General features: G+C 67.1%; 12 protein-coding genes. 10 read left to right on the top strand and 2 right to left on the bottom strand.

Features of this window, described 5'->3' with window-relative positions; all coding sequences use genetic code 11:
- Entirely contained in the window at nt 1-816 is an 816-nt protein-coding gene (dapB, locus tag ACU0B3_RS14035; protein WP_446261489.1) for a 4-hydroxy-tetrahydrodipicolinate reductase, read from the top strand.
- A gap of 88 nt (nt 817-904) precedes the next feature.
- The gene (locus ACU0B3_RS14030) at nt 905-1282 is read left to right on the top strand and encodes a dihydrodipicolinate reductase (protein WP_446261488.1); all 378 of its coding nucleotides are present in this window, start codon (nt 905-907) and stop codon (nt 1280-1282) included.
- A 40-nt stretch (nt 1283-1322) separates the two neighbouring features.
- Here the strand turns inward: ACU0B3_RS14030 and ACU0B3_RS14025 are convergent, their stop codons facing one another.
- Nucleotides 1323-1547 (bottom strand): DUF1674 domain-containing protein, encoded by a 225-nt coding sequence (locus ACU0B3_RS14025; protein ID WP_446261487.1) that lies wholly within the window; start codon nt 1545-1547, stop codon nt 1323-1325.
- Nucleotides 1548-1592: 45 nt separating this feature from the next.
- On the opposite strand from ACU0B3_RS14025, the gene ACU0B3_RS14020 reads away from it, so the two are divergent.
- The 7 genes from ACU0B3_RS14020 (at nt 1593) to ACU0B3_RS13990 (ending at nt 10522) form a co-directional block, all read left to right on the top strand.
- Nucleotides 1593-2840, top strand: coding sequence for an RsmB/NOP family class I SAM-dependent RNA methyltransferase (locus ACU0B3_RS14020; RefSeq protein WP_446261486.1), 1248 nt, complete (start codon nt 1593-1595; stop codon nt 2838-2840).
- Nucleotides 2841-2969: 129 nt separating this feature from the next.
- Nucleotides 2970-4721: a heparinase II/III family protein gene (locus tag ACU0B3_RS14015; protein ID WP_446261485.1), complete on the top strand. Its 1752-nt coding sequence runs from the start codon at nt 2970-2972 to the stop codon at nt 4719-4721.
- A 77-nt stretch (nt 4722-4798) separates the two neighbouring features.
- Nucleotides 4799-6397 carry a bifunctional phosphoribosylaminoimidazolecarboxamide formyltransferase/IMP cyclohydrolase gene (gene purH / locus ACU0B3_RS14010; RefSeq protein WP_446261484.1) on the top strand — a complete coding sequence of 533 codons (1599 nt, stop codon included), beginning with the start codon at nt 4799-4801 and terminating at the stop codon, nt 6395-6397.
- A gap of 10 nt (nt 6398-6407) precedes the next feature.
- Nucleotides 6408-6908, top strand: coding sequence for a signal peptidase II (gene lspA, locus ACU0B3_RS14005; protein ID WP_446261483.1), 501 nt, complete (start codon nt 6408-6410; stop codon nt 6906-6908).
- A gap of 35 nt (nt 6909-6943) precedes the next feature.
- Nucleotides 6944-7459 carry a DUF3035 domain-containing protein gene (locus ACU0B3_RS14000; protein WP_446261482.1) on the top strand — a complete coding sequence of 172 codons (516 nt, stop codon included), beginning with the start codon at nt 6944-6946 and terminating at the stop codon, nt 7457-7459.
- A gap of 382 nt (nt 7460-7841) precedes the next feature.
- Complete coding sequence (locus ACU0B3_RS13995; RefSeq protein WP_446261481.1) at nt 7842-9188, top strand: M16 family metallopeptidase; 1347 nt, start codon at nt 7842-7844, stop codon at nt 9186-9188.
- Nucleotides 9185-10522, top strand: a complete 1338-nt coding sequence (locus tag ACU0B3_RS13990) for a M16 family metallopeptidase (RefSeq protein ID WP_446261480.1) — start codon at nt 9185-9187, stop codon at nt 10520-10522. Before ACU0B3_RS13995 ends, ACU0B3_RS13990 begins: the two co-directional genes overlap by 4 nt.
- Nucleotides 10523-10562: 40 nt before the next feature.
- Here ACU0B3_RS13990 and dapA read toward each other — a convergent pair whose 3' ends face one another.
- Entirely contained in the window at nt 10563-11435 is an 873-nt protein-coding gene (gene dapA, locus ACU0B3_RS13985; protein ID WP_446261479.1) for a 4-hydroxy-tetrahydrodipicolinate synthase, read from the bottom strand.
- Between the two features lie 124 nt (nt 11436-11559).
- Here dapA and ACU0B3_RS13980 point away from each other — a divergent pair, with 124 nt between their 5' ends.
- A complete protein-coding gene (locus ACU0B3_RS13980) occupies nt 11560-13665 on the top strand; it encodes a transglycosylase SLT domain-containing protein (RefSeq protein WP_446261478.1) in 2106 nt (701 codons plus the stop codon).
- The last annotated feature ends 92 nt before the right edge of the window (nt 13666-13757 follow it).

Here is a 13757-nt window from a genome sequence, read left to right as displayed (position 1 = left end):
ATGGCACAAGGTCCGGGGATCGTGGTCACGGGCGCATCGGGGCGCATGGGGCAGATGCTGATCGAGACGATCAAGGCGAGCGATGCCGCGTATCTCGTCGGTGCGGTGGAGCGCAGCGGTCACCCTTGGGTCGGGCAAGACGTCGGCACTGCGATGGGCGGTGCGGCGCTGGGCGTGACGGTGACGGACGACCCGCTCGAGGCTTTCGCGAACGCGCAGGCGGTGATCGACTTTACCGCGCCCGCCGCGACGGTGGAGTTCGCGAAGCTGGCCGCCCAGGCGCGCTGCGTGCACGTGATCGGCACCACGGGCATGACGGGCGATGACATTGCCGCGCTCGAGCCATGTGCGCGCCACGCGGTGATCGTGCGCGCAGGGAACATGTCGCTGGGTGTGAACCTTTTGGTGCAGCTGACCAAGCGTGTGGCCGCCGCCCTCGACGAGGATTTTGACATCGAGGTGATCGAGGCGCACCACCACCACAAGGTCGACGCGCCGTCCGGCACCGCCTTGATGCTGGGCGAGGCGGCTGCGGAGGGGCGTGGCGTTGACCTCGCGGATGTGCGCGACAGCGGACGGGACGGGATCACCGGTGTGCGCAAACGCGGCGACATCGGCTTCAGCGCCATTCGCGGGGGGGACATCGTGGGCGAGCACGACGTGCTCTTTGCCGCGCCGGGCGAGCGGATCGTGCTGCGCCATCTGGCGACCGATCGCGCGATCTTTGCCCGCGGCGCGCTCAAGGCGGCGCTTTGGGGACAGGACAAGGCGCCGGGCGCTTACGACATGGTCGACGTGCTGGGTTTGAACGACTGATCGTCGGCGACTTGCCGCGCGGCGCCGGCCAAAATGAACCGAAGCGGCAGATCGGACGTATATCCTCGGTAACGTCTGGAGTACCCCCATGTCTGTTTTGCGCGCCTCTGCCCTCGCACTTGGAGTTTGTCTTGCGCTTGCCGCTAGCGCCGCCACCGCCACGGCGAGTATGGCCAAGATCGACACGCGTGCGCAATTCCTCGACGCGCTCTCGGGCAAGAGCCTGCGGATCGGCATCTACGGCCTGTCACTCGATGTGCAGCCTGGTGGAAAGATCGTGGGCCGCGCGGTCGGTCGTCCCGTGACCGGCGACTGGGCGTGGCAGGACGGCTATTTCTGCCGAACGATCTTTTGGGGCGAGCGGGAAATCCCCTACAATTGCCAGCGCGTGGATTACGATGGCGACACGATGCGGTTCACCTCGGACCGTGGGGCGGGCCGCTCTGCGGATTTCAACCTGCGCTGAGGGCGGCGTGGGTAGGGTGGGCAGATGCCCACCTTACGGATCAAAAGTCGATCGCGAGCCCTTTTTTCTCCCAATCGCCGTAACGCACGGGTTCGGGTCCGTCGCGTCCTCCAAGCTCGACCGGCAGCTCCAGCGCGTTTGCGTCGGCCTTGCGCGCGTCGGCTTCGGCGAGGGCGCGTTGGGCGGCCTCCGGCAGCTTTGAGCGGCGTGCGGCTTCGGCGGCGGCAGCCTCTTCCGGCGTGGGGGTGATCTGTTCCTCGTCCATACCCGGTGATATAGCCCGCGCGCTGATTAAGACCAAGGGGCCGCCATGTCGCGCATCACGCCAGCCCGCCGCGCGGGGTTCGACCTGCTTTGGCAGGTGCTGGGACATCAGAAATTGCTGAGCGAAGTCGATCTGGACCCGCGTCTGGACCCAGCCGACAGGGCGCGCGCGCGCCGGCTCGCGGTCGAGACGCTGCGGCATCTGCCTACTCTCGATACGGTCTTGTCAAAGCATTTGCGCAAGTTGCCTCCTGCGCGTGCGCGGGCCATCCTGCGGATATCGGCGCTCGAGCTGTGTCAGGGAGGTGCGGCGCATGGCGTGGTGAACGACGCCGTGGCGATGGCGACGCGTCATCCCAAGACGGCGCCGCTCAAGGGGCTGATCAACGCGGTGCTGCGCAAGGTGGCCGAGACGGGTCCGGCGGCCTTTGCCAAGGCGCCGCCACCGCGCTTGCCTGAATGGCTGCGCGGTCCGCTGGAGATGGCGTACGGCGAAGCGCGGCTGTGCGCGATGGAGATGGTGCACGCACAAGTCCCGCCTACCGACCTGACGCTCAAACCGAACGCGACGCAAACGCCCGAGGGCATGCTCTTGCCGTCGGGCTCGCTCAGGCTTGAGGCGCCGGGCCAGATCAGCGCCCTGCCGGGGTTCGAGGCGGGTGCGTGGTGGGTGCAGGACGCCGCGGCCGCACTCCCGGCGCAGGTTTTGGCGGTTCAGCCCGGCGAGCAGGTGCTTGACATGTGTGCGGCGCCGGGCGGCAAGACCCTGCAGATGGCGGCAGCCGGGGCGGAGGTCACCGCGCTCGACCTTTCGGAACGGCGTCTGGCACGGGTACAGGAGAACCTCGACCGGACGGGTCTGACGGCCAAGCTGGTTACAGGGGATGCGCTCGAACACGCGGGCTCCTACGATGCGATCCTGCTGGATGCGCCATGCTCGGCCACCGGCACGCTGCGCCGGCATCCCGACCTTCCGTATGCCAAGGACGGGTCGGGCTTTTTCGAACTCTTCAGCTTGCAGGCGAGGATGATCGACGTCGCTGTGACCTGCCTCAAGCCCGGCGGGCGGCTGGTGTTCTGCACCTGCTCGCTTTTGCCGGACGAAGGGGAGGTGCAGGCCGAGGAGGCGCTGTCTCGACATGACGACCTTGTCCCTGACCCCGAGGCGCTAGACCGCCCCGGCATCGACCCTGCCTGGCGCGATGGGCCTTGCGGTTTGCGCCTGACGCCCGAGGTGATGGCCGAGGCGGGCGGGTGCGACGGGTTCTACATCGCCGCCTTCCGCAAAGCATGATCTCGCGGCATTTGCGCGTCAGTTTGCGCACACGTGCCCGCTGCCACTCGCGCGAGGTTTTCTGGCAGTGTATACATGCGCTCAAACGCGCGTCAGGCGCGTGACAGAGGCTTTCGAGGCGCCCGCAAGATGAGCACCCTTCGCCCCACATGGACCGCGCGCCGGACACGTGCGCTCAACCGTGCCTATGCGTGGGGGACCGGGTTTGCCAAACCGGCGACAGGGTTCGTGCTGCAACCCGAGCCACGCTCGACCGGGCACTTTGCCAAGGGGCGGCAGCTGACGGCGGGCAACCTGATGTTCGCGGGACACCTCATCGAGGCCAAAGATGCGATGCTCTGGGACCTCGATCTGCCCAATGCCGCCTTCGCGGATGAAATCCACGGCTTTGGCTGGCTCGACGACCTAGCGGCTGTGGGCGATGCGGGCGCGCGTGCCGTGGCGCAGCGCTGGCTCTGGGGCTGGATCGAGGCGTATGGCCGTGGCAAGGGTCCCGGCTGGACGCCTGAGCTGTCAGGCCGGCGCATCATCCGCTGGATCCACCATGCTCTGTTTTTGCTGCGCGGGGTGGAGCCGGAGCAATCGCACCGCTTTTTCCGGGTACTTGGCCGTCAGGCGCTGTTCCTCGGACGTCGCTGGAAGGCCGCGCCGCCGGGGCTGGCGCGGTTCGAGGCGTTGACGGGGCTGCTTTACGCCGGGCTGTCGCTCACGGGGATGGAGCGGCACGTGGCGCCCGCGCGCAAGGCGCTGGCCGACGAGTGCCGCCGTCAGGTGTCGGACCAGGGCGGGATCCCGACGCGCAATCCCGAAGAGCTGCTCGAGGTCTTTACGCTGCTGACCTGGGCGGAGGCGGCGCTTTCGGACACGGGCCACCAGCCCCCCGAAGAGGTGCGCGCGGCGATCCAGCGGATCGCGCCGACGCTCCGCACGCTGCGCCACGCCGATGGCGGTCTGGCGCGGTTTCACGGGGGCGGGCGTGGTCTGGACGGGCGGCTTGATCAGGCGCTGGCGGCATCGGGGATCAAGCGGCGGCAGACGGATGGGCTGGCCATGGGCTTTGCCCGGCTGTCGGCGGGGCGCACTTCGATCATCGTGGACGCGAGCCCTCCGCCGACGGGGCGCGCCTCGCATAACGCGCATGCCTCGACGCTGGCGATGGAGCTCACGTCGGGAAGGCGCCCGGTGCTGGTCAATTGCGGCTCTGGCGCGACCTTTGGTGAGGATTGGCGCCGGGCCGGGCGCGCGACGCCGTCGCATTCGGCGCTGTCGCTCGATGGCTATTCCAGCGCACGGCTTGGCTCGCCGGGGATCATCGCCGGTGCGCGGCTCGAGGCGCTGGAGGACGTGCCGGTCCACGTGCCGGTGCAGATCAGCCCGCTGGCCGAAGGCTACCGGTTCGAGGGCGGGCATGACGGCTACGTCGCGACCCACGGCCTGACGCATGCGCGCATCCTCGAGCTGAGCCTCGACGGGCGCACGCTGATGGGTGAGGATCTGCTCCTGGTGATGGAGGACGGGCACAAGCGCTACTTTGACGCTGCGATCGAGAGCTCGCGCCTCAGCGGGATCGCCTGGCAGGCGCGGTTTCACCTGCACCCCGAGGTCGAGGCCGAGATCGACATGGGCGGCACGGCCGTCTCCCTCGCGCTGCGTTCGGGTGAGGTCTGGGTGTTTCGCAGCGAGGCATCCGTGACGATGGCGCTCGAGCCGTCGGTCTACCTCGAAAAAGGCCGTTTGCGTCCCCGAGGCACCAAACAGGTGGTTTTGTCTGGCCGCGCGGTGGAGTATGCGACGCGCATCCGCTGGTCGGTGGCCAAGGCACAGGAGACTGCCGATGCAGTGCGGGACCTCGCGCAGGACGCGCTGGACCCGACTGCCTGAACGACGCTGCCTCGGCCTATGGCCGGCGGACTGCTCTGAGGTCTCTGCTGTGAGGCCGCTCAACGATAGGACTGCCCATGACCCCGAATGCCGACACACCTCCCGATACGGTGGCTGTCACCCTTGCTCTGATCTCGGTCTCTGAAAAGACCGGCCTTGTGGAGCTGGGGGAGGCGCTGGTGGCGCGGGGTGTGGCGCTTGTCTCGACGGGCGGGTCGGCCAAGGCGCTGCGGGCCGCTGGGCTTGACGTGCAGGACGTGGCGGACCTGACCGGCTTTCCCGAGATGATGGACGGGCGCGTCAAGACGCTGCACCCGACGGTGCATGGCGGGCTGCTCGCGCTGCGCGGCAACGCGGATCACGTGGCGGCGATGGACGCGCATGGCATCCCGCCGATCGACCTCTTGGTGGTCAACCTCTACCCGTTCGAGGCGACAGTTGCGGCGGGTGGAGACTACACGGCCTGCGTCGAGAACATCGACATCGGCGGGCCGGCGATGATCCGGGCCGCAGCCAAGAACCACGGCTATGTGACGACCGTGGTGGATGTGGAGGATTACGGCGCGCTCCTCGAGGAGATGGACCAGCACGGTGGGACGTCGTTTGCCTACCGGCAGACGATGGCACAGCGCGCCTATGCGCGCACGGCGGCTTACGATGCGGCGGTCTCGACCTGGATGGCGGGCGCGGCGGAGATTGCCACGCCTCGGAGGCGGGCAGTGGCCGGCACGCTGAGTCAGGAGCTGCGGTATGGCGAAAACCCGCAACAGGCGGCGGCGTTCTACGTCGACGGCTCGGACCGGCCGGGGGTTGCCACTGCAATGCAGCATCAGGGCAAGGCGCTGAGCTACAACAACATCAACGACACCGATGCGGCCTTTGAGCTCGTCAGCGAGTTCGCCGGCGGCGCACCGGCCTGCGTTATCGTCAAGCACGCCAACCCGTGCGGGGTGGCGCAGGGCGGCTCTTTGGCTGACGCCTATGGGCGGGCTTTTGACTGCGACCGGGTGAGCGCCTTTGGCGGGATCATCGCGCTGAACCAGCCGCTCGATGAAGAGACGGCGCAAATGATCACCGGGATTTTCACCGAAGTGGTGATCGCGCCCGGGGCCAGCCAAGCGGCCATGAATATTTTTAGCCAGAAGAAGAACCTGCGTCTGCTCACCACCTCCGGCCTTGCCGATGCGGGTGCGGCGGGCATGATGCTCAAGCAGGTGGCGGGCGGGTACCTCGTGCAGGACCGAGACAACGGGCAGCTGGGTGACGTGCAGGTTGTGACCAAGCGCGCGCCGTCGGAGCAGGAGATGGCGGATTTGCGGTTTGCCTGGACGGTCGCCAAGCACGTCAAATCCAACGCCATCGTCTATGCCAAGGACGGCGCGACGGTGGGGGTTGGCGCGGGCCAGATGAGCCGGGTGGATTCGGCGCGCATCGCGGCGCGCAAGTCGGGGGACATGGCCGAGGCGCTGGGGCTGGACACCGCGCCGATCGTCGGGTCGGTCGTGGCGTCGGATGCGTTCTTTCCCTTTGCCGATGGGCTGATGGCCGCGGCGGAGGCGGGCGCGACGGCGGTGATCCAGCCGGGCGGGTCGATGCGTGACGCGGACGTGATCGCGGCGGCGGACGAGGCGGGGCTTGCGATGGTCTTTACCGGCATGCGCCACTTCCGGCACTGAGGAGCGCGCCATGGCATTGGTGTTCTGGGTGAGCTTTTGGACGTTCCTCTTGGATCAGGTGACCAAGTACGTCGTCGTGCACATGCTCGATCTCAAGACGGTGGGGTCTTTGGACGTCATCGATCCGTTTCTGAACCTGCGCATGGCGTGGAATTACGGGATCAACTTTGGCCTTTTTGCGAGCAATCAGGACGTGATGCGCTGGGCGCTGATTGCGCTGGCGCTCGGGATCGTGGCCGTTGTAATCGTCTGGATGCTGCGCGATCCGCCGGGCAAGCTGGGGCTGATTTCGGCGGGTCTTCTGATCGGAGGCGCGCTGGGCAATATCGTGGACCGGGTGCTGTATGGCGCGGTGGCGGACTTTCTGAACATGTCGTGTTGCGGGATCGAGAACCCCTATGCGTTCAACGTCGCCGACATCACGATCTTCATCGGCGCTTTTGGGCTGGTCTTCTTTGGCGGCTCGGAGAGCGGCAAAAGTGCGGGTGACGCGCCTCGCAAAAGCCGGTAATGATTGGCTGAAACACTCCGTTGAGGGTCGAGAGCATGATCAGGTCCCTTTGTCTGTGTCTGGCGGCGACGCTGCTGCTGACGGCCTGTGGTGGTGAGAACTACAGGCTGAACAATTTTGTCTCGGACGGCACACCCGAAGAGTTCGGCATCGTGCCGCGCGAGCCTTTGGAGCTGCCCGATGGTCTGGCGGCGCAGTCGCTGCCGCAGCCGACGCCCGGGGGCAGCAATCGGACGGATCAGACGCCGCTGAGCAACGCGGTGGCCGCCCTGGGCGGAAGCCGTGGGGCGTTGGCGGCGACGGGGGTGCCGGCGCGCGATGCGGGGCTGGTGAACTCGGCCGGCCGGTTCGGGATTGCGAGCGATATCCGCGAGACGTTGGCGGCAGAGGACGCCGCGTTCCTGCGCCGGGCCAAGCTCTTTAACGTCAAGCTGATCCGCGACGACGAGTACCGCAAGGCGTACCGCCGGTCGCTGCTGGACGCGCGTGCAGAGCTCGAGCGATTCCGCCGGGCGGGGGTGCAGACGCCGACGGTGCCGCCACGGCGGTGACGGGGGGCTGAGGCGGTGTGGGCCGGGATGGTCTGCTTCAAGGTGGTTTCCCAATAGGGTGACGATTGGGCTTGTGGACCTGTCTGCGAGGCTCGGGGCGTTTGTTTGCCATTTTCGGCAGTGCCCACCCTACTAGCACTTCCTCCCCGCGCTGGTAAGGTGGGCACTGCCGATGCGCTGACAGAGCCAGCCTTGCTGCCGCTGTTGTTGGTGCCGCGGTGACGGGACTGTGAGGCCTCGACGTATTGGCCCTTAAGGCGGGGCAGGAATTAATACGCATCTCGGTCTATTGGCCTGCGGCAACACGCTTTCGTCAGACCGCTTGAACCTCCGCGCCAGCGCCGTACCTTTGCCAAAGCATTTGTTCAAAGGGAGGCGCCTTATGCGCTGGATCTCGCAGATCGTCCTCTGCTGCACGCTGGCGCTTGCCGGCACTGCGCGGGCGGACATCCTCGACCAGGTCACGACTTTCACCCTCGACAACGGCATGGACGTCGTGGTGATCGAAGACCACCGGGCGCCCGCCGTCGTGCACATGATGTGGTACCGCGTAGGCTCGGCCGATGAGCCGGCAGGCGCCTCGGGCGTGGCGCACTTCCTCGAGCACTTGATGTTCAAGGGCACCGAGAACATGGAGGCCGGCGAGTTTAGCCAGGTGGTTGCGGCCAACGGCGGGTCGGACAACGCGTTCACGTCGTTCGACTACACCGCCTATTTCCAGCGCGTTGCGGCGGACCGTCTGAGCCTGATGATGCAGATGGAGGCCGACCGAATGCAGAACCTGCGCCTGACCGAGACGGACATCCTCACCGAGCGCGAGGTGATCATCGAGGAGCGCAACCAGCGAACCGAGAACGACCCCGGCGCGCTCTTCCGCGAGCAGCGGATGGCGGCGCAGTACCTCAACCACCGCTACGGGGTGCCGATCATCGGCTGGCGGCACGAGATGTCCGTGCTCGATATGGACGACGTGATGTCCTTTTATGAGGCGCATTACGCCCCGAACAACGCGATCCTGATCGTGGCGGGTGACGTGACGCCGGACGAGGTGCGGGCGCTTGCGATGGAGCATTACGCGCCGATCCCCGCAAACCCCGCCATCGAGGCGCGCGACCGGGTGCAGGAGCCACCACAGCAATCCGAACGGCGTTTGACGTTCAGCGATCCGCGCGTCGCGCAACCCTACGTGATCCGGTCTTACCTCGCGCCCGAGCGGGACGCTGGGGACCAGCGAGAGGCGGCAGCGCTCTACCTGCTCGGTGAAGTGCTGGGCGGCGGGCAGACCTCCGTTTTGGCCGGCAAGTTGCAGTTCGAGGCGCAAAAGGCGGTCTACGCCTCGGCCTGGCACGCGCCGACGCGGCTCGACGACACGATCTTTTCCAAGGTCATGGTCCCGGTGCCCGGCGTGTCGCTCGAAGAGGCCGAAGCTCTGCTGGACCAGGCGATTGCGGAGTTCCTCGAAGAGGGCGTCGACGAAGCGCAGCTGGACCGGATCAAGCGCCAGCTCAAGGCATCGCAGATCTACGCGCGCGACAACGTGAGCGATCTGGCCAACCTCTTTGGCCGGGCGCTGACGTCCGGTCTGACGGTCGAGGACATCGGCGCGTGGCCGGACCTCGTGCAGTCGATCACCGGAGAAGAGATCATCGCCGCGGCCAAACGCACTTTCGTGCGCGAGCGGGCGGTGACCGGATACCTGATGCAAGACACCCCGGAGGTCAGCCAATGATCCGCACGCTTTTCACACGCGCCTTCGCGACCTGCACGTTGGTGGTCTCCACCGCCACGCTGGCGAAGGCGGAGATCGACATCACCGAAGTCACCTCCCCGGGCGGGATCGAGGCATGGCTGGTCGAGGAACACTCGATCCCGTTTGTCGCCATCGAGCTGCGCTTTCGCGGGGGCGGGTCGCTCGATCAGCCCGGCGAGCGCGGCGCCACCAACCTGATGGTCGGCCTGCTCGAGGAAGGCACCGGCGAGATGGACGCGCAGGACTTTGCCCGCGCCGCCGAAGAGTTGGCCGCCAGCTTTTCGTATGACACGTCGGACGACGGGATCTCGATCTCTGCGCGGATGCTGACGGAGAACCGCGATGAAGCGGTGGAGCTGCTCCGCAAGTCCATCGTGGAGCCGCGCTTTGACGAGGCGGCGCTGACCCGTGTGCGCCAGCAGGTGGAGGCGAACATCCGCGGAGACCTGACCGAGCCGCGCGACATCGCGGGCCGGGCCTTCGATCAAAAGGCGTTCGGGACACATCCCTACGCCACCAGCCTCAGCGGCACGCTCGAGAGCGTAGCGGCCCTGACTCGGGACGACATCGTGGCGCATCACCGCGGCACGATGGTGCGCGACCGCGTTTATGCCAGCGCGGTGGGGGACATTACCGCCGAAGAGCTGGGTGCGCTCCTCGACACGCTGGTCGGAGCGCTGCCGGAGGGCGGTTTTCCGCTGCCTGAGCAGGCCGATGTGACGCTGGGCGGCGGTGTGCATGTGGTGCCGTATGACGTGCCGCAATCGGTGGCGATCTTTGGCCACGAGGGTTTTGCCCGCGACGACCCGGACTTCTTTGCGGCCTACATTCTGAATGTCGTGATGGGCGGCGGAGGCTTCGAGTCGCGCCTGATGAGCGAGGTGCGCGAAAAGCGCGGGCTCACGTATGGTGTCGGCTCGTATCTCGTGCCAAAGGACTTTGCCCCGCTCTACCTCGGGCAGGTCGCGTCTGCGAACAACCGCATGGCGCAGGCCATCGAGGTCATTCAGGACGAGTGGCGCAAGATGTACGAGGCGGGCGTGTCGGAAGACGAGCTGACGCGGGCCAAGACCTACCTGACCGGCGGCTACCCGCTGCGGTTCGACGGCAACGCGCGCATCGCGAACATCCTCGTGGGCATGCAGATGGAGGGGCTTTCGCCCGACTACGTCGTCACCCGCAATGCGCAGGTGGAGGCCGTCACGCTCGAGGACATCGACCGGGTGGCCAAGCGCCTGATGCGCCCGGAAGAGCTAACCTTTGTGGTGGTGGGCCAGCCCGAAGGTCTAGATGAGGCGCCGCGCCTTCAGTGAGACCTAAAGTAGGATGGGTGCAAGCACCCATCCTACGCGCCTAGATCAGACCCGCGTGCTGCATGGCCGCTTCGATCTTTTGCTTGGTGCCAGAGGTCAGCTCCGTCAGCGGCAGCCGCACGTTCGGCGCACAAAGGCCGAGCACACTCATGCCGTACTTCGCGCCCACCAGCCCCGGCTCGGTAAAGATTGCCTGGTGCAGCGGCATCAGCCGGTCGAGGTAGTCCAGCGCCAGCGCGTAGTCGCCAGCCAGCGTCGCAGCCTGGAACTCGGCGCAGAGCTTGGGCGCCACGTTCGCCGTGACCGAAATGCAGCCGACGCCGCCGTGGGCGTTGTACCCCAGCGCCGTCGCGTCCTCGCCCGACAGCTGCACGAAGTCCTTGCCGCAGGTGATCCGCTGTTGCGGCACGCGGCTGAGGTCCGCTGTCGCGTCCTTGACCCCGATGATGTTCTTGAGCTTGGCAAGCTGGCCCATCGTCTCGGGCGACATGTCGACGACCGAGCGGGGCGGGATGTTGTAGATGATGATCGGAATGTCGACCGCGTCGTTGACGGCGGTAAAATGCGCGATCAGCCCGGCTTGGGTCGGCTTGTTGTAGTAAGGCGTCACCACCAGCGCGGCGTCAGCGCCAACCGTCTTGGCATGCTGGGCGAGGCGGATGCTCTCGACCGTATTGTTCGAGCCCGCGCCCGCGATCACCGGCACCCGGCCTGCGGCGGCCTGCACAACGGTCTCGACCACGAGGTCGTGCTCGTCATGGGTCAGCGTCGGGCTCTCGCCCGTCGTGCCGACCGGCACCAGCCCGTTCGAGCCCTGGTCGACGTGCCAGTCCACCAGCTTCTTGAGCGTGTCCACATCAACCGCGCCGTCCTTGAACGGCGTCACAAGAGCAGGAAGGGATCCTTTGAACATGTGCACGCTCCTTGGCTGAAAGCCGCCGGGGATCGGGGCTTTTGTGGCAATTGCCGGGCACGTGAATTGAAGCTGGCGCGCCAGGCGATATATTTTGCTGCGTGTAGTCGGAAGTTCGTCGCCAATGCAAGCGATCATGCGCCACGGGGTGGCCCTCGCCGCAACTCTGATGTGCGCCGTGTCCGCGGCAGCGCAGGAGACGAGTTTGCGCCCGCAGGCCCGCCCGGCTGCAGAGGCGTCCAAGACCGTCTCCACCAATTCTCCGGTAGCCGAGACCTCCGAAGCGGAAGGCCCGTTTGCGGACCTGCGACCCGTGGCGCGCGCCGACGCGGCCCGGGCGCAGGGCGTGAGCGAGGCCGAGCTTCTCGCGCCGCTCCGCCCGCTGGCGCAGGCGATGGCGCTGGTGCGCAGCAGCCAGTTCGCCGCCGCGCTCGAGGTTGCCGGCGAGGACGGACCCGTCGCGGTGGACATCGTCGAGTGGCACCGCCTGCGCGCAGGACAAGGCACGCCGGACGAGGTTATGGCCTTTCTCCGCCGCAACGGGGACTGGCCGGGACTGCCCTTCCTGCGCCGCAAGTCGGAGCCGAATTTCCTCGGGGCTGGCCGTGCCGTGACGCGGGCGTTCTTCGAGGGCCAGACGGCACAGACTGCCGCAGGCGCTTTTGCGCTGGCCGTCGCGCAGGGCGGCGCGGAGGGGCGCGCAACTGCGGTGGCCGGCTGGCAGACCCACCCTATGCCGAGCGCCTTGCAGGCGCGCTATCTCGAAACCTTCGGCGATGCTCTGGCGCCGCATCACGCGACCCGGCTCGACGCTATGCTGTGGGAGGAGGCGACAAATTCCGCCGGGCGGATGTTGCCGCTGGTGGACGAAGAGGCACGCGCGCTTGCAGGGGCCCGGCTGGCGTATCTTACGCGCGCCGGGGACGTGGCGGCCAAGCTCGAGGCCGTCCCGGAAGACTTGCGCGCCACCCCCGGGCTGCAATTCGCGCGGTTCGACTGGATGACCGCCAAGCGCCAGCGCGCGCGGTCTATCGAGGTGATGCTCGAGGCGTCCGAAAGTGCCGAAGCGCTGGGCGTGCCGGAGGCATGGGCGCCGCGCCGCCGTGTCCTTGTCCGGCAAGAGTTGCGCGCGGGCCGGTTTCAGAGCGCCTACGACCTCGCCGCGCCGCATTTCCTCGAGAACGGGACGGCGTATTCGGACCTCGAATGGTTGGCGGGCTATGCCGCGTTGCGGCTGGGGCGTGCTGGCGATGCGCTCAAACACTTTGACCGGCTCGACGCCAATGTCGCCTCCCCGATCTCGAAAGGGCGCGCAGGGTACTGGCGTGGCCGGGCCTACGAGGCGATGGGCGAGGAGGCTGCCGCGCAGGCCGCCTACGCCGACGGTGCGGCGTTTCAGACCTCGTTCTATGGCCTTCTGGCGGCGGAAAAGGCGGGCATCGCGCCGCCCGATAGCCTCGCGGGTCGGGAGGATTTCCCGCCCTGGCAGGACGCCCCGTTCCGGCAGACGTCGGTCTTTCGCGCGGCGATTCTACTGCTTGCCTCGGATGAGGATGTGCTGGCCGAACGGTTCTTTACCCACCTGACGGAAAGCCTTGACCGGACGGAGGCGGGCCAGCTTGGCGATCTGCTGATGGTGCTCGAAACGCCGCACATCCAGGTGATGGTCGGCAAGCGCGCGGCGCAGGCAGGGCTCGAGATCCCGGGGCCGTACTACGCGCTGCATCCGGTGGCGGAGATGGACCACCCTGTGCCGGCGGAGCTGGTGCTGGCGATCTCCCGCCGCGAGAGCGAGTTCGATCCGGTGGTGATTTCGGGTGCCGGAGCGCGTGGCTTGATGCAGCTGATGCCGGGGACCGCGCGCGATGTGAGCCGCGATCTGGGGATGCCCTATGGCCGGGACCGGCTGCTGACCGATTTCGAGTACAACGCCACGCTCGGGGCCAAATACCTAGAGGGACTTGCGCGACGCTTTGACGGAAACATCGTGATGATGGCGGCGGGCTACAACGCCGGACCGGGCCGTCCGATCCAGTGGATGGAGCGCAATGGCGATCCGCGCCGGGGCGGTATCGACATCGTCGACTGGATCGAGCTCATCCCGTTCACCGAGACGCGCAACTACGTGATGCGGGTGACCGAGAGCCTGCCGGTCTATCGCGCGCGGCTTGGCAAGGACCCTCTGCCAGTGCCGTTTTCCGAAGAGTTGGTTGGCTCGACGATGCGGTAGTTAGGGCAACCTATCCCACGCTCAAATCAAAGCGCCCGCCTGACGGTAACCGTCAGGCCGCGCCGACCCGCCCCCCTGGGGCGGCGCGATGC

This window comes from Pseudaestuariivita sp., from assembly GCF_052825805.1.
This window is presented reverse-complemented; position numbering and strand designations above follow the sequence as displayed.